The organism is Chryseobacterium sp. ERMR1:04 (assembly GCF_001297705.1).
Lineage (GTDB): Bacteria > Bacteroidota > Bacteroidia > Flavobacteriales > Weeksellaceae > Chryseobacterium.
On record NZ_LIRF01000003.1, the window covers coordinates 781,656 to 799,444 of the forward strand.

Consider the following 17,789-nt stretch of genomic DNA (forward strand, 5'->3'; position numbering starts at 1 on the left):
CAAACAAAAAAAAAAGAGAAGCAATCTACTTCTCTTTTTGATCTTGTTATTTAGCTATAAATTCCCTCAACTCGCGCTTACTACTTTCATAATCAAACGCATCGCTCACAAGAAAATATCTATTTTTATCCACACATTTTTTGTACATCGATTTGGCCAGCATCAATTTGTTCTTATCAAAACTGATAGATTTTACCAGATCTCTGATTTGCTCAGCAGTAAACTGCGAATTCCGCATCTGCTGGTTGATCATTGCAATTTTACTGTCATCAAATGGCTCATTCTTAAAAATGGAAAAAAACTGACTAAAGGTATTATTATCCATCACATTCCCTGAATTATTCCAGTTCCCTGATTGATTTCCGTAGGGATTGTTCCAAACATCATTCCAGTCATTAAAACCATAAGAATCACTTTTTACAGGATAAGAATCTAATAAATACAAGCCATTATCCGTGAAAAAGTCCAGAACTAATCTGTTATTATTTCTAAGTTGTAAAGTTGTTCGGTATAATAAAAATCCATTATCATAAATCGAGATTGGAACTCTACCCGACTGTAAATCGAAAAAACGATATTTCCCTGAACCATTTGAAATCATTTGATCACCAAGTTCCACTGTAAAATATCCCATTTCAGGAATTCTTAGAAAAACTTCTGCATATCCGTAATTTTTATTCCACTGGTAATTGGGATTTCTTCCTCTGTCATTTTGATTATTCTGATTTCTAAACCCAGAATTATTTGAATTATTATTTCTGTTATCAAAACCTTTGCTCTTTGCCGACCGCATTTCTGATACAGAGGCTTCATTTCTTAAAAGCTCACCTGCTTTTCCCGCTTCCTGTGCAAATGAATAAATTCCTGCAAAAAATAGTAAGCCAATAAAAATATTTTTCATAGATCGATTTCTTACGTCAATCTCCATTTTTGTGCCAAAAAAAAGAGAAATCAGTATTGATTTCTCTTTCTATATTTAAACGATTAAAAATTAATCAATTATAATTACATATGAATTGGTCTTTTCCCTGTAGCATCCAATGCAGCTTCTTTAATAGCTTCTGCATATGTTGGGTGCGCGTGAGAACTTCTAGCAATATCTTCAGCACTAGCACGGAATTCCATTGCAATTACACCTTCTGCAATTAAGTCGGCTGCTCTTGCTCCGATGATATGCATTCCTAAAATCTCGTCTGTTTTTTCGTCAGCAATAATTTTCACTAATCCATCAACATCACCACTTGCACGGCTTCTTCCTAATGCTCTCATTGGGAAAGATCCTACTTTAATAGCAACACCTTCTTCTTTCAACTGCTCTTCAGTTTTACCAACTCCGGCAACTTCAGGCCAAGTGTAAACGACACCAGGAATTAAGTTATAGTTAACGTGAGGTTTTTGTCCAGCCAATGTTTCAGCAACAAAAACTCCTTCTTCTTCAGCTTTGTGAGCCAACATCGCTCCTTTGATAACGTCACCAATCGCGTAGATGTTTGCAACGTTAGTCTGTAAGTGATCATTTGTTTTTACTCTTCCTCTTTCATCAAGTTCAACACCTGCTTTCTCCAATCCAAGTCCGTCTGTGAAAGGTTTTCTTCCTACAGAAACTAAACAATAATCTCCTTCTACTACAACCTCTGCTCCTTTTTTGTCTTTAGCAGTGATCTTTACGGTATCTCCGTTTCTTTCTACTGCAGAAACCGCTGTAGAAAGCATAAACTTCATTCCTTGCTTCTTAAGAACCTTTGTTAATTCTTTACTTAAAGCTCCGTCCATTGTAGGAATGATCTTGTCCATAAATTCAACAACTGTAACCTGAGCTCCTAATCTTAGGTAAACAGAACCTAATTCAAGACCGATAACTCCACCCCCGATCACCACTAAGTGCTTAGGGATTTCTTTAAGGTTTAACGCTTCTGTAGAAGTAATCACTCTTTCTTTATCTAATGTAATGAAAGGCAATGAAGACGGCTTAGAACCCGTTGCAATGATTGTATATTTAGATTCGATGGTTTCAGTAGAACCGTCGTTTTTCGTTACTTTGATCTGAGTAGCAGATTCGAAGCTTCCAACACCTTCAAAAACAGTAATTTTGTTTTTGTTCATTAGATAGCTTATTCCGTCTGTATTTTGCTTGATCACCTCGTTCTTACGCTCGATCATTCTTGCGATATCAGCTTGAGGCTCATTAATAATGATTCCGTGACCTGCAAAATTATGTTTCGCATTTTCGAAATGCTCAGAACTGTCTAGAAGCGCTTTTGAAGGAATACACCCTACATTAAGACATGTTCCTCCTAAAGTTGGATATTTTTCAATAATTGCTGTTGTGAAACCTAATTGTGCAGCACGAATGGCAGCAACATAACCACCAGGACCAGAACCGATTACGGTAACATCAAATTGACTCATGTTATTTTATGAATTTGTTTATTATTATCTTTCTTATTACTCACAAATTTACAGATAAATTGCCACACCCCCAAGTGAGTTTTGTCAAGTTTTTAAGATAGGAGCTAGATGGTAGAAGTTTAAAGTATTGAAATTATTTTCTGTTGTAAATCTCCCATTTTTTTACTCAAAGTAAAATGCTTTCGCATTATCTTCAAGCTCAAGACTTCTCACCAATGTATCATCTGTCTACATTTACCTTTCCTTCTCCAAATGTTACGACATTTTCAAAAAATGAACCTCCGTACACATACCATTCTAGGTTTTCCAGATGTTCTACAGCATTTTCAGGCGTAATTCCTGAAAGATCTTTTTTAGCTACAATCCCTTTATACCATCTCCCTGAATTAGAATCATTCTCAAATTCAACAAAGTAATGAACCCATATTCTTTGGCAAAGCTTGCACTGTTGAATTGTTACTTCTGCATTTCTTCCGTTAGTATGATCTACACCTACTTCAGAACTTCTATATTCAGTGTAGTTTTGGGTAGGTTTTTCGCAGGCACATCCTATTTTCGGGATTTTTTTCATGTATGAAAAATTGATTTTTAGATAAAATTAATAACGCCAAAGGTAAGGAAATATAAGAATTGATAAAATATCTACCGTGACTATTTATTCATCAAATCTAGCAAGACCTTTTCATATTTATCTAAAATAATATCTTTTGAAAATCTTGAACTGATTGAGTTTTTAATGGAATCTTTATCATACGTTTCATGCAGAATACTCATTACTTTTTGTGAAAAATCTTCATGATTTTCTATATCAGAAACTTCCCCATTAATACGAGGCTGAATGATTTCATTAATTCCTCCCGGACAATTATTGGCTAAAGAATAGGTTCCACAAGCCCCAGCTTCCAATAAAACATTTGGAAAGCCTTCATACCTTGAGGAAAGAATAAAGAGGTCTGCAAACTTCAGGAACTGATAAGGATTTTCCTGTCTTCCATGAAAGAAAACATTTTTTAACCCTAAGAAATCTTTCATTTGGTGTAAAATCTCTCTGTCGTTTCCATCTCCTAAAATATGGAGTAAAATATTTTCATTTTTAAGCCTTGAAAAAACTTTCAACAAATTGTCGAACCCTTTTCTGGAAGATAGATTTCCAATAGCTACAACATTTTTATAATTGTATTTAAAACTCTCAGGTTTAACAGCGGTTAATAACTTTTGATCTATAAATTCAAAATCAACAGGATTATTTATTTTAATGATTTTCTTTGACTTAATATTAAAATTTTTGGTCAAATCTTTCATCATATCATCACTCTGCGCAATGATTCTCTGATAGTTATTGTAAAAATTATAGAAAAACTTTATTTCTTTTCTCGTCACATGCTCCGTTACCACATTGGTTTCTCTTGCAATGAATTTTGTTCTCGGAAAAAGCTTGATAAACAGGGCTAAATAAGCATTTACTTCTCCAAATCCTGAAAATACAATATCTGGTTTTCTTCTATAGATTTCCCCTAAAATAGGTTTTAAAGAATGTCTGATTCTCTCTGTATTAATATCAATAATTTCAACATCTTTCTTCACAAGATTAAGGTATCCACCTTTCTTACGTAAAAGCAAAATCTTAGGCTCAAACCGATCTCGGGAAAGATGATTTGCAATGGTGGTAATAATTCTTTCTGCACCTCCGGTCTCTAGATCCGGCAGAATAAACATAACAGAAATTTTTTTCGTCATAATAAAAACCTTACCCTCAACTGGGTAAGGCAGTATTTTTTTAATTAGCTACATCACTGATAAACTTGATTCTCAACATTCTTACTTCTTCATCAGAAAGTTCATCTCCAAACTCGTCTAATAAGACTTTCATGCTGTCGCTTTCAGACTCGGTCATGAATTCCATGAAACCGTCTACGATATCTTCATCAAAATTATCTTCAATATAATAATCGATATTTAATTTTGTCCCCTGATAAACCACACTTTCCATTTCCTTTAACAATTCAGTCATTGATAAATTCTTGGCTCTTGCAATGTCTTCAAGATCAATCTTTTTGTCTGTACTTTGGATAATGAAAACTTTATGGCTTGATTTATTTGCCACCTGTTTCAGTACCATATCCTGAGTACGTTCTATGTTGTTATCTTCAACGTAAGTCTTTATAAAATCTGCAAATTCTTTACCGTATTTCTTAGCCTTTCCTTCACCAACTCCATAGATTTTAGATATTTCATCTAATCTTATCGGATACTGCACCGTCATGTCTTCCAAACTTGGATCCATGAACACCGTGTAAGGCGGAATACCGTATTTCTTTGCTACTTTTTTCTTAATTCTTTTAATTGTCCGAATAAATTTTGATCGAGACTTCCACTCGCCTGCATTTGAACCTGATCGCTTTCGGCTTTTGTTTGAGATAAATCAAATTCACGGTCTTCGGCAATTAAGAATGAATGTTCTAATTCATTATTTAAAACCAACTTCGCTTTTTCGGAAATTTTTAAAACACCATACGTTTCAATATCTTTTTGTAAGAAATTTTGAACGGTTGCCTGTCTTAAAATTGTTTTCCAGTAATTATCTGTTTCCGCTTTTCCGAAACCGAAATAAGAAGTTTGTTCTAATTTATATGATTTTGTTACGGCACTTTCCTTGCCCACAATCACAGAAATCAAATCTTTAGACTTGAATTTTTCTCCCGTCATTTTGATCAGTTCCAATACCTTTTTCAGGTCTCCTGTGGCATCTTTCAATTTGGGAGGATTGGATGCGTTATCACACATACTCGCTCCTTCACCCGTAACAGGATCAAAAATTTCGCCAAAATAATACAGAATATACTGTCTTCTGCTCATAGAAGTTTCGGCATAACCAACCACTTCATTTAAAAGCTGTAATCCAATCTCTCTTTCGGAAACAGGCTTCTGAGCCAAGAATTTTTCTAATTTCTCAATGTCTTTCGGGTCATAAAATGAAAGGCAATATCCTTCCCCTCCGTCTCTTCCTGCACGTCCGGTTTCCTGATAATAACTTTCCAACGATTTTGGAAAATCATAGTGAATCACAAATCGTACATCCGGCTTGTCAATTCCCATTCCGAATGCAATTGTAGCTACAATTACATCAGCATCTTCCATCAGGAATTTATCCTGATTGGCAACCCTGACCTTCTGGTCAAGTCCGGCATGATAAGGAAGTGCGTTAACTCCATTTACCTGTAAAAGCTGTGCAAATTCTTCCACTTTTCTACGGCTTAAACAGTAAACAATCCCTGATTTTCCTTTTCTCTGATTGATAAATTTTACGATCTCTCTGTCTACATTAACTTTCGGACGTACTTCATAGTATAAATTAGCACGGTTGAAACTTTCCTTAAACACCAATGCGTCTGTCATTCCTAATGTTTTCTGGATATCATCCTGAACTTTTGGAGTGGCAGTGGCTGTTAATGCAATTACCGGAACATCGGCAATTTTATCGATAATCGATTTTAGGTTTCTGTATTCAGGTCTGAAATCATGTCCCCATTCCGAAATACAGTGTGCCTCGTCTATAGCTACGAAAGAAATTTTCACATCTTTCAGAAACTCAAGATAATCTTCTTTGATCAGTGATTCAGGAGCTACATACAGTAGTTTTGTCCTTCCACTTTTGATATCGTCAAAAACCTGTTTGGTTTGTGTTTTGTTTAGTGATGAATTTAAAACATGCGCAACCCCTTCGTCAGACGAAAGGCCATTTACGGCATCCACTTGATTCTTCATTAATGCTATTAAAGGCGAAACCACTATTGCAGTGCCTTTGGAAATAAGAGCTGGTAGTTGGTAGCATAAAGACTTACCCCCTCCTGTCGGCATCAAAACAAATATATCCTTTCCGTCTAACAGATTTTCTATGATCTCCTCTTGTTGACCTTTAAAGGTAGAAAATCCGAAATATTTTTTCAATTCGCCTGATAAATTGGCTTTTTTTGCGCTCATCTAATTTTGTATTGCTAAATTTGCATCTATCCCAAAGTTATAAAATTTTTGCTGAAAATAAAAGCGAACGAATTTATAAAAATAAAATTTATATTAAATATTCTTTTTAAAGTATAATTTTATATCAGGAGATTTTTGTATACAACATTGTAAAAGTAAAAATGGAAAGACCGAATATCATTTCAATCGCAAAAAGCACTTTAGAAATAGAAATTTCAGAACTTGAAAAGTTAAAGAACAGAATAGACGACAATTTTGTAAAAGCAGTGGAAATTATTCACTCCGCCAAAGGAAAATTAATCGTTGTAGGAATCGGAAAATCTGCCCATGTTGGAAATAAAATTGTAGCTACATTAAACTCTACAGGCACTCCATCCCAGTTTCTTCATGCTTCAGAAGCCATTCACGGAGATCTAGGAGTGATTCAAAAACAGGATGTTGTTTTATGTATTTCTCATTCGGGAAACTCTCCTGAAATTGTAACGCTTGTTCCTTATTTAAAAGATTATTCTTCTGCTTTGATCGGAATGACGGGCAATAAAAAAAGCAAATTAGCAGAATTTTCAGAAATTATTTTGGACACTCATGTGGATATGGAGGCGTGCCCAAATAAATTAGCACCAACAAGTTCTACCACTTTACAAATGGCATTGGGAGATGCTTTAGCCATCGCTTTGATGGAATTAAATGATTTTAAAGAAAATGATTTTGCGAAATTTCATCCCGGAGGAAGCTTAGGAAAGAATTTAATCTCAAAAGTTGACGATTTTCTATCTTCTCAAAAACCTCAGGTTACTGAAGATGCTACCGTAAGAGATGTTATTATTTCTATCAGCGCATCGAGACACGGAATTACTGTGGTAACAAATGAAGATCAAATCATTGGAGTTGTTACAGACGGAGATTTAAGGAGAATGCTGATGAAAGGCGAAGATGTTTCTAAAGTTTTGGCGAAAGATATCATGTCTGCCCATCCGAAAACCATTGAAAGAAATGCATTGGCCAAGGAAGCCATGAAAATATTAAAAGAAAATAATATCGGACAGCTTATCGTAACAGAAAACGGAAAGTATTTCGGGATTATTGATCTGCATAAGTTGTTGGACGAAGGAATTAATTAAGATCAGAGTTTGAAACTGAAAAAACTTTTTCAACAAATGAAATTGAAAGCATTATGGGATTTTTCTATTTAATAAAATGGTTTCTTTCATTATTTAAAAAATATTTGGATCAACAGACAGATCCACGACCTGTAAATCATTTTAGACCTGAGGAAATTATAACTCATTATGATGACGACAGATATGATAAATATTGCAATGAACAATTTGAAATTTTAATAAAATGCCTAATTTTTTGCACTTATAATTCTAATAAATTTTGGACAATTCATTATGAAGAACCATCCTTAAGAGGGCTGAAAGATGATTTAGATGATGCATTTCGTCAAAATAGCTTAAACAGTATGTTCAGAAATAATCTGATTAGTGAAATTTTACAACCTAGATTATTATATTTCAAATTCATTATCTCAAAAATCAATGAGAATGAATGGCTTTTTGAAACAATAGATTTAGATAATGATGAACGTTGGAAATTGATAAATAGAATTGCAGAGGAACTATTGACAGGAATGAAAATTAAACAAAGAATCTATCCTGTTGAATATTAAACTTCCTTCTCTAAATTTCCCACTTTACTGAAACTTTTTTCATAAATTTGGAACTTTAAAAAATTATTCTGTGAGTGAAGGTAAAGAAATGTCCTTTCTTGGGCATATTGGAGAATTAAGAGGTCATCTTGTACGATCAATGATTGCGATCATAATTGCCGCTTTCGCTGTTGGTTTTAATATCAACTGGATCATGGACCATATCTTTTTTGGACCTACCAGAAATGATTTCCCGACATTTAGAGTGGTGAATCACTTTTCAAGAATGCTATTGGGAGATGACAGTATTCACCTTCCCAAGGAATTCCCAGTGCGTGTACAAAGGCTTTATCAGCAGTTTAATGTGATGATGTCTGTTTCTATTTTTGGAGGAATTGTAGGGGCCTTCCCTTATATTGTTTGGGAATTGTGGCGTTTCATTGGCCCGGCTTTGCATCCAAGAGAAAGAAAAAACTCAATCTTTATCATCAATGCCATTTGGATTCTTTTCATGACAGGCGTTTTATGTGGATATTTTTTAATCCTCCCTTTTGCTATTAATTTTGGGGTGATCTTCAAAATTTCAGATATTATTGTTCCGTTGTATGACTTAAGCGATTACACAACATTATTTTTACAGGTTATTTTGGGTATGGGTGTTATTTTCCTTTTCCCAATCCTTATTTATTTCCTTACAACTATTGGAATTCTGACGCCAAAATTCATGAGAACATACCGTCGCCACGCGATTGTTTTAATCATGGTTGTTGCAGCAATCATTACTCCTGCGGACGTTTTGAGTATGATTATGGCCGCTCTGCCTTTACTTTTACTATATGAGTTCAGTATTCTTATGTGTGCATATACTCAAAAAAAGGTCCTGAAGCGTGAGGGTGAAAGCAATCTTCCAACTGTTCAGAAGTAATTAAAGAAAGACTTTTAACTTAAAATTAAATAACGAAAGAGATCAAAGTTTTTAAATAAAGCTTTGATCTCTTTTTTTAAATAACAACAAGAGAATGATCAAAGAATTAAGCCGACTTGAAGATGCTATTTTGAAAACGTTACAGCTAAATCTATCAAACATTGAAACAGATTTAGAATGCGAAGAGTATTTTGGTCACAACTTCTCTCTTACTACTTTAAAAATTAAATTCCGAAAAGCTAAAATTACACCTACCAAAAACGGGCAATTTGTAACGTTGTGGAGAAGAAACTCTGAAGGGAAAACAGAACCGTTCAATGCTTCCGATAATTTTGATTTTTATATCATCGCGACAGAAAAAGGTACACAATCCGGATTTTTTATTTTTCCTAAAAAAGTATTGGCCGAAAAACAAATTCTTACCATCAATCAAAAAGAAGGCAAGCGAGGTTTTAGGGTTTACCCCAATTGGGATGAACCAGAAAGCAAGCAGGCTGAGAAAACTAAAAGCTGGCAAACGAAATATTTTATCGATATAACAGATCATAACGAGAGTTATTGTAATAAATTGAAAAATATCATTGAAGAGATTCTTTAATGAAAATTAAAACATTATTTAATCATTTCTGAGGAATCTCAACTTTTATTCGTGTAAAAATAGATTCCACATTCCGACCTGAATGACAAACTTTGTAAATACTTTGGTCAACATTACGGTCATTCTGACGAAGGAAGAATCTAAATTGCTATTTAATTATTAAAATTTTCTATTTTTGGGTAGATTAATTTAATTTCAAATGAAAAAGCTTTCATACACACTTTTATTGGCGTCAGGACTTGTTTTTGGACAATTCTTCGAAAGACCTGAACATTTCACAAAACAAGACACTTTAAAAGGTTCCAATACCAAATTTCGAAACTTTTGGGATGTAAAAAAATATGAGCTTTCCGTTGAACCTAATTTTGAACAGAGAAGCATCAAAGGAACCAACAAAATCAGTTTTGAGATTATAAAAGACGTTGTAAATCCTACCTTCCAGATTGATCTTCAACAGCCGATGAAAGCTGATAAAATAGAAGGAAGTTTCCCGATCGCTTCCTATAAACAAGACGGTGATTTCATTTTTGTTACCACTAAAAAAAGCTTTAAAAAAGGAGAAAAATATACCATTGATGTAACATATTCCGGAAATCCTGTGATTGCTAAAAATGCCCCGTGGGACGGAGGTTGGGTTTTCACGAAAGACGAAAATGGAAATCCGTGGATGAGCGTTGCCGATGAGGGAATCGGAGCATCCATATGGCTTCCTACAAAAGATATCTGGAGTGACGAACCTGACAATGGAATCGTTATGAAAATCATTACTCCTAAAGATTTGGTAGGGGTTGGAAACGGAAGATTGATCGATCAAAAAACAGAAGGAGATAAAACAACCTATACTTGGGAGGTGAAAAACCCGATCAACGCCTACTCTATCATTCCTAATATTGGAAAATATGTGAATTTCAAAGATACTTACAAGGGTGAAAAAGGAACCCTGGATCTGGATTATTGGGTATTGGGATACAATTTAGATAAAGCAAAAAAACAATTCCAGCAGGTAAAGCCAATGCTTTCTGCGTTTGAATATTGGTTTGGCCCGTATCCTTTCTATGAGGATTCTTATAAATTGGTAGACTCCCCTTATTTAGGAATGGAACATCAAAGCAATGTTGCGTACGGAAACGGTTACCAAAACGGATACCGAGGAAAAGATTATTTTGGAACCGGAATTGGTTTAAACTGGGATTATATCATCGTTCACGAAAGCGGGCACGAATGGTTTGCCAACAATATTACCGCAAAAGATCAGGCCGATATGTGGATCCACGAAAGCTTTACAACCTATTCTGAGACACTTTTTACCGAAAACTATATGGATAAAAAGTCTGCGGATATTTATGCTCAAGGCTATAGAAATAAAATAGAGAATGACGTTCCTATTATTGGAAAATATGGGGTAAGAAATGAAGGAAGCGGCGATATGTATCCCAAAGGTGCAAGTATGATTCATACCATTCGTCAGGTGATTAATAATGATGAAAAATTCAGACAGCTCTTAAGAGGATTAAGTAAAGAATTCTATCATCAAACCGTAACAACGGAACAGGTTGAAAATTATATTTCTTCAAAATCAGGCATTGATTTTTCAAGTGTCTTTAATCAATATTTAAGAACGATAAAAATTCCGACGCTGGAATATTCTCAAAAAGGAAATGAACTGAAATTCCGTTATACGGATATCGTTAAAAATCTGAAACTTCCGATTATAATTGACGGAGAACAAACCATTACTCCAACAGAAAACTGGCAGACTATAAAACTGAAAAAAAGTACTCCAATAGAATTCAATAAGAATTATTACATCAACTATAAGAAAGTACAATAAATACAAACAGGGCAAAATCGTGAAATATCGGTTTTGCCTTTTTTTATTGAAGCATTAAAGGTATTAAAGGAGCTAAGTTTAATTAAGAAAATCAAATAGATTTTAAAGGTAAAGCAATGCCAAGCTTAACATTTTTAATCCTTTAATAAAAATCTTAAAGGCTAGATTACAACGTATTGACTTATTTTAATAATTTTTAGTTTGAAACTTTAAGAAAAGTTTAATACAGCCATTCGTAACAAAATGAATTTTACAACAACTATTTAACTATAAATATTAAACTCAATGAAAAAAATAGCACTCAGTCTAGGTATTTTGGCTACTGCTTTAGTCAATGCTCAGTCTATTAAAACCAATATCGACCTTGTGAATGTAAAGGACGATAAAGTGGCCGTTACGATGGAGTTTCCGAAAATGAAATCTGGTGACATCAAGTTCCACTTCCCTAAAACCGTTCCCGGTACTTATTCTGTGGATGATTATGGAAGGTTTATAGAAGGAATTAAATTTTTCGACAATAAAGGAAAAGAACTGACTTTCAACAAAGTGAACGACAATACGTATTCTCTTAAAAACGCTCAGAACTTAACTAAAGTTACGTATTTAGTGAATGATAGTTTTGATGACGAAATGGATACTTCCAAGCATAAAGCCGTATTTTCTCCGTCAGGAACTGATATTGAGCAAGGAAAAGTATACATGATTAATACCCACGGTTTCATTGGTTATATTGATAATATGCAGGATGTGCCTTATCAATTGGTGATTCAAAAACCAACCGATTTTTACGGAACGACCGCTTTAGTGGATCAGGATAAATCTGAATCTACAGACACCTATGTTTTGGCTAATTATGCTAAAGTAACCGATTCACCATTAATGTACACAAAACCAGATTACATCACGTTCAATGCAGGCGGAATGGATCTTGTTCTGGGAGTGTATTCGCCAACAGGAAAATATAAAGCAGCAGATTTCAAAGACAATTTAGAGAAAATGGTCATTGCTCAAAAGAAATTTTTGGGTGACATGAATACCAATAAAAAATATGCGATCCTACTCTATCTTTCAGGAGGTGATGGTCCGCAGATCAAAGGTTTTGGAGCGTTGGAGCACCACGAATCTACGAGTGTTGTATTGCCTGAAATGATGCCAAAAGACGCCATCGACAAAGCGATTACCGATGTAGTTTCTCACGAGTTTTTCCACACGGTAAATCCTTTGAAAACGCATTCTGAAGAGATTCATAATTTTGATTATGCTGACCCTAAAATGTCTCAGCACCTTTGGATGTATGAAGGCGGAACAGAATATTTTGCTAATTTATTCCAAATTCAGGAAGGATTAATTGATAAAAATGAATTCTTAAAAAGAATCAACGAAAAAATTACCAATTCTAAGAACTATGACGATACCATGCCGTTTACGGTAATGAGTAAAAACGTTCTTTTAGATCAATACAAAGATCAGTACAGAAATGTATATGAAAAAGGAACTTTATTGGCGATGTGTCTTGATATTGAATTGAGAAAACTATCCAACGGTGAAATGGGTTACCGCGATATGATCAGAAAATTATCTCAGAGATTTGGTGAAAACAAACCTTTCAAAGATGATAAATTAATTGACGAGTTGGTAACCGTTACGGGCTATCCTCAAATAAAGGATTTTTACAATAAATATATTGCGGGAAGCCAACCAACGCCTTACGCAGAATATCTGAGTCAGGTAGGCGTAGAAATCAGTAAGCAAGAAACGCCACCTATTTTCTGGTTAATTAAAGACCCTAACCAAACAGGTTACAACGAGAAAAACAATACGTTTGTTTTTGATGAAAGCTCGGCGTTATCTCCTTTCGCAAAAAGCATCGGATTTAAAATTACAGATGAAGTGTTGGCATTAGACGGAAAAACCATCGATATTAAAAATGTACCCGCCTTTATCAACTATTCTAAAACCATTAAAGACGGACAAAACGTTATCGTAACTGTTTTGAGAAAAAATGGCGATAAAATGGATAAAATAGACCTTAAAGGAAAAGCTATTCTTGATAAGCTAACGATGGAAACGCTTCAATATAAAGCCAACCCAACACCGGCAGAAAAGAAATTGCAAGATCAGTGGTTAACTGGGAAGAAATAATTAAAAGTTATAGTAAATAATGAAGCGGGGAAATTTTCCTCGCTTTTTTTTGTTTTTAAACACGAATAACACAAATATTTTTTCACAAATGGCACTAACAAAAATTTGTGGTTTTATAGTGGTCAAATTTGTGCTATTCGTGTTTAAAAAAAAGTATATTCTTATCCTTTTTTAATAGTTATTCTAAAAGTAGTTCCTTTTCCAACTTCGGTCTGGGAAATTTTAATATCTCCATTATGATATTCCTGAACAACTCTTTTCGCCAAAGACAAACCTAATCCCCAACCTCTTTTCTTAGTAGAATAGCCCGGTTTAAAAGCATTTCTGGCTTGCTGTTTGGTCATTCCGCTTCCGGTATCTTTTACTTCAATGAGAATATTTTTATTTCTTTCGAAGACAAACATTTGCAACGTTCCTTCTCCTCTCATTGCATCAACCGCATTTTTAACTAAGTTTTCAATCACCCAACTCATCAGAATTTTATTATGGGGAACCAGAATATCGTATTTCGGAAGGTGTAAACTAAAATCAATTTTTCTTGAAATTCTTGTCTTTAAATAATCGAAATTCTCATCAATGGTTTTATTAAAATTCATATCATTGAGCTCAGGAACAGAACCGATCTTTGAAAACCGTTCGGAAATCGTTCGCAACCTTTCAATGTCTTTTTCGATTTCATGCACCCCTTCAGAATCCGGATTATCTAATTTCATGATTTCCATCCAGCCAATCATTGAGGATAACGGAGTTCCGATCTGGTGCGCCGTTTCTTTTGCTAAACCAGCCCAAAGATACCCTTCATCTGTCTTTTTAATGGTTCTTAACAGCCAGAATGAAAACAGCAGATAGAAAAATATAAACAACCCTAAAAAATAGGGATAATAACGTAAATTATTAAGCAGTTCTGAATTATCATAGAAAACAAGTTGTTTATCTCCATTGGCTACCTCAATTTCAAATGGAGCATAATTATTCTCCATTTTAGTAATTAGCTTTCTCATTTCTTCTGGATTACCCAATATCTCTTGCGAAATGTTTCGAGAGCTTCCATCAAATATAAAAGGCTTTTTATTTTCATCCGTTAAAATAGATGGAATTTGATCATTTTCAGTAAGAATAGCAAACAATAGTTCTTGAGTCTCAGAACTTTTTTGCTGATTATCTTGTAAAATTTTTATCGCTGTAGCAAAAACCTTTATTCTTTCAGCCTCTTTTTCTCTCAAATTTTTAATAAGAATATTTGACGAAACAATCAAAGCAATTACCATTATAGTAAGTAATGTAAACACAAACCAATTGTTCAACCTTGAAAAGAATGGACGATTTTTCATTAATTTTATTTTAAAACATTCAGAATTTTCTGCAACTCTGTACTTCCGCTCCCCTGATAATTATTGATAATAATAGAGAACACATATTTTTTACCATCTTTTCCTGTATGATAGCCTGCATAGGATTTTGTATCTCTCATGGTTCCGCTTTTCATTTTCATTCCGTTATCCTGTATAGGAAAACCATCATAATAAGATTCGAACCACGGCTGTTTTTTAGCATATAACAATGCCTGCACTTCTGCTTTTGCTGAAACATAATTCTGTGGTGAAAGTCCGCTTCCATCAGCAAAATTGATCATATTCGGATTGATTCCCTTTGATTTCCAGAATTCTTTAAGAAAAGCGACTCCGCTTTTAAAACTAGGATTTCCTTTCTTCTCTTTTCCTAGCGTTTTAATGAATGTTTCACCATACATATTGATGCTCTTTCTTAAAAACCAATATACGATTTTATCCAACGTTGGAGATTCATATGTAAGAATGACATTCGTTTTTGGGGCTTCTAAAGACGGTTTCCCTTCCAATTCGAGTTGGGAATTGGTAACTACTTTTCCTGAAAACTCAATTCCGGATTCCTTTAACCAATCCTTTACTTCAATACCTAACTGCAATGGCGGATTGGGGGTAGATCCTGAAACAGTAACCGTTTTTCCTGCAGGCAACGTTCCATTGATCAAAGCAACATGAGAGCGAGGCGCCGTAAAGATTAAACTTTGGTCTGAACTTCCGCCAGTTTTTAAATCATTCAACCATTTTACGCCTTCCAACGGATAAGAAAAGTTTTTAAAATCGGCTCCATTGATATTAATATCAAACTGATTTTCTTTCCAATTGATCCCCCAAACTCCGGCTCCATAATAATTTCCCATATCATCCCAAGGCCATCCTCCGGGAACTGTTTGATGGTCAAAATAAGAATCATCAATAATTAAATCACCGGAGATTTTTGTAATTCCCGATTTTTTAATAGCATCAATAAGTTTCTTTTTAAAATTTTCCGGTTTATAAGAGTCATAACGCCAGCTTCCCAGCGTAGGATCACCATTGGATGTAATGAAAAGATTTCCATTCAAATTTCCTCCCGAAAGCGTTCCGGAATAGCTTGAAGTAGTTTTATACGTATAATTTTTGCCTAAAGTTTCCAACGCCGCTCCGGCAGTGAATATTTTCTGCGTAGACGCTGTTGAAAGGCCTTTATTCCCTTGATATTCATAAATAAAATTTCCGCTTTCATCAGACACATAAAAAGATAAATTAGTTGCAACAGCACCTGAGGAATCCATTAAGTCTTTGGTTACTTTATCTAATTTTTGGGCTATATTTTGAGCGAAAATGAGCTGACTTGAAATCGCAAGGACCGCAAATGTTTTTTTCATTGCATTTTGTTTTTATTCTCTTGTAATGCTAAGACATCACATTCAAATGCTTCGACTTCGCTCAGCATGACATTTCTAATACTAAATGACATTTTGTAGCTTTATCGTGCTGAGCGAAGTCGAAGCATTCAATATTATTTAACTATTTGTTCAAATATAATAAAGATTACAATTTAATTCAGATTTATATAAAATTAAACTAATTTATAAAACCGGATAATTTTTCTTCTATTTTCCAATTTCCATTTTCATTTTTTACTATAACTCTTTCTCCTCCTCCACAAAGGCCACCACAATAATGACCATAACTAACAATAGCTCTTTTCTTATTTATCGAAAATAGAGGTTTACTAACAAACATAAATGAAACTTTTCCATGTAATTTATTAAATTCAGTCCAAAAAGATTGGTTATTTTTTTTATAACTCAATAACTTTTCTTTATGAATTATTCTCATATTAATAATATACTTTGGATTAAGCAAAAAATTTTCCGATTCTTCATATTGTTGCTTCATGGAAATTACATCATTCTTAGTAAAAAACTTTTTTAGTATTTTAATATCTAAATAATTATAATCCCTCTCGTTATTTTTATAATTTGGATCTTCAGTAATAATCTTTATGGTTTCTACTTTATCAATTTTTGTTTTAATTGCATAATCTATTACTCCGTATATATCAATATCCGAAATATTGGAGTTTTGAGCCTTAATATATACAGATCCTAATAATAAGTAAACTACCAAACTGTTTATGATAGTCTGGCTTTGCTTATTATAATAAACTTCCAGCTTCAATTTCATAAGGTACTTTTCCTTTTTCAAAAATTCTTGTTAATTCACTTCCTTCAACAGTAATTGTATCCCCAATTCTTCTGATCCAGTTTCCTTCACGAAGTCCAACCACTTTAAGGTCATTTTGCGTTAAGAATTCCATAATTCGGGTTTCTCTTGTTTCTCCATTATGTTTCAAATCCGGATTTGGATCTAAATAATGTGGATTCAGGTTAAAAGGAACCAAGCCCATACAGTCAAAACTTGGCGGATAAACGATTGGCATATCGTTCGTGGTTTTCATATTTTGTCCCCCAATATTACTTCCTGCGCTACAGCCTAAATAAGCTTTTCCGTTTTCTACATTTGATTTTAAAACTGACATCAAACCTTCTTCATGTAACGTTTTAACCAATAAAAATGTATTTCCACCGCCTGTAAAATAACCTTTGGCGCTATTTAATGCTTCCATTGTATCTTCAAATTCATGAAGACCTTTTACCTTGATATTAATTGTTTCGAAGAACGAACGTGCTTTTGCGGTGTAGTCCTCATGGGAAATTCCACCGGGTCTTGCATAAGGAATGAAAATAATTTCATCAATTCCTTTATATAATTGTATTAATTCTTCTCTTAAATATTCTAAATATTCTCCACCAAAAATTGTGGAAGTTGAGGCTAATATGATATTCATACCGGGAAATTATATTGATTATTAAAAAAACAGTTGAGTTACAAAGATAAACTCAAACGCGTAGGAATCAAAA

14 protein-coding genes and 1 pseudogene are annotated in these 17,789 nt (G+C 34.0%); 6 read left to right on the plus strand and 9 right to left on the minus strand.

Annotated elements, in window-relative coordinates:
- Positions 1-46 precede the first annotated feature (46 nt).
- The 5 genes and pseudogenes from AMQ68_RS03670 to recQ all read right to left on the minus strand — a co-directional run bounded on the left by AMQ68_RS03670 (position 47) and on the right by recQ (position 6,390).
- Positions 47-901 (minus strand): DUF4476 domain-containing protein, encoded by an 855-nt coding sequence (locus tag AMQ68_RS03670; RefSeq protein WP_054509253.1) that lies wholly within the window; start codon positions 899-901, stop codon positions 47-49.
- Between the two features lie 104 nt (positions 902-1,005).
- Positions 1,006-2,409 (minus strand): dihydrolipoyl dehydrogenase, encoded by a 1,404-nt coding sequence (gene lpdA, locus AMQ68_RS03675; protein WP_054509254.1) that lies wholly within the window; start codon positions 2,407-2,409, stop codon positions 1,006-1,008.
- Positions 2,410-2,629: 220 nt separating this feature from the next.
- Positions 2,630-2,980, minus strand: a complete 351-nt coding sequence (locus tag AMQ68_RS03680) for a hypothetical protein (RefSeq protein WP_054509255.1) — start codon at positions 2,978-2,980, stop codon at positions 2,630-2,632.
- Positions 2,981-3,060: 80 nt separating this feature from the next.
- Positions 3,061-4,146: a glycosyltransferase gene (locus AMQ68_RS03685; RefSeq protein ID WP_054509256.1), complete on the minus strand. Its 1,086-nt coding sequence runs from the start codon at positions 4,144-4,146 to the stop codon at positions 3,061-3,063.
- Between the two features lie 40 nt (positions 4,147-4,186).
- Positions 4,187-6,390 (minus strand): annotated as a pseudogene (recQ, locus tag AMQ68_RS03690) (DNA helicase RecQ).
- A 161-nt stretch (positions 6,391-6,551) separates the two neighbouring features.
- Between recQ and AMQ68_RS03695 the strand changes: the two are divergent.
- The 6 genes from AMQ68_RS03695 to AMQ68_RS03720 all read left to right on the plus strand — a co-directional run bounded on the left by AMQ68_RS03695 (position 6,552) and on the right by AMQ68_RS03720 (position 13,537).
- The gene (locus AMQ68_RS03695; RefSeq protein WP_054509257.1) at positions 6,552-7,511 is read left to right on the plus strand and encodes an SIS domain-containing protein; all 960 of its coding nucleotides are present in this window, start codon (positions 6,552-6,554) and stop codon (positions 7,509-7,511) included.
- A 53-nt stretch (positions 7,512-7,564) separates the two neighbouring features.
- A complete protein-coding gene (locus AMQ68_RS03700; protein WP_054509258.1) occupies positions 7,565-8,062 on the plus strand; it encodes a hypothetical protein in 498 nt (165 codons plus the stop codon).
- A 70-nt stretch (positions 8,063-8,132) separates the two neighbouring features.
- Entirely contained in the window at positions 8,133-8,966 is an 834-nt protein-coding gene (gene tatC, locus AMQ68_RS03705; RefSeq protein WP_175549562.1) for a twin-arginine translocase subunit TatC, read from the plus strand.
- A gap of 94 nt (positions 8,967-9,060) precedes the next feature.
- A complete protein-coding gene (locus AMQ68_RS03710; protein ID WP_054509259.1) occupies positions 9,061-9,564 on the plus strand; it encodes a MepB family protein in 504 nt (167 codons plus the stop codon).
- Between the two features lie 199 nt (positions 9,565-9,763).
- Positions 9,764-11,395, plus strand: coding sequence for a M1 family metallopeptidase (locus AMQ68_RS03715; protein ID WP_054509260.1), 1,632 nt, complete (start codon positions 9,764-9,766; stop codon positions 11,393-11,395).
- A gap of 285 nt (positions 11,396-11,680) precedes the next feature.
- Entirely contained in the window at positions 11,681-13,537 is a 1,857-nt protein-coding gene (locus AMQ68_RS03720; protein ID WP_054509261.1) for a peptidase M61, read from the plus strand.
- 161 nt (positions 13,538-13,698) lie between these two features.
- On the opposite strand, the gene AMQ68_RS03725 is transcribed toward AMQ68_RS03720, so the two are convergent.
- The 4 genes from AMQ68_RS03725 to pepE all read right to left on the minus strand — a co-directional run bounded on the left by AMQ68_RS03725 (position 13,699) and on the right by pepE (position 17,716).
- The gene (locus AMQ68_RS03725; protein WP_054509262.1) at positions 13,699-14,868 is read right to left on the minus strand and encodes a HAMP domain-containing sensor histidine kinase; all 1,170 of its coding nucleotides are present in this window, start codon (positions 14,866-14,868) and stop codon (positions 13,699-13,701) included.
- Positions 14,869-14,873: 5 nt separating this feature from the next.
- Positions 14,874-16,247: a D-alanyl-D-alanine carboxypeptidase/D-alanyl-D-alanine-endopeptidase gene (gene dacB / locus AMQ68_RS03730; RefSeq protein WP_054509263.1), complete on the minus strand. Its 1,374-nt coding sequence runs from the start codon at positions 16,245-16,247 to the stop codon at positions 14,874-14,876.
- A 199-nt stretch (positions 16,248-16,446) separates the two neighbouring features.
- On the minus strand, positions 16,447-17,052 hold the full coding sequence (locus AMQ68_RS03735) for a hypothetical protein (protein WP_054509264.1): 606 nt from the start codon (positions 17,050-17,052) through the stop codon (positions 16,447-16,449).
- The gene (gene pepE / locus AMQ68_RS03740) at positions 17,024-17,716 is read right to left on the minus strand and encodes a dipeptidase PepE (RefSeq protein ID WP_054509265.1); all 693 of its coding nucleotides are present in this window, start codon (positions 17,714-17,716) and stop codon (positions 17,024-17,026) included. The genes AMQ68_RS03735 and pepE overlap by 29 nt, the downstream gene beginning before the upstream one ends.
- Positions 17,717-17,789 lie beyond the last annotated feature (73 nt).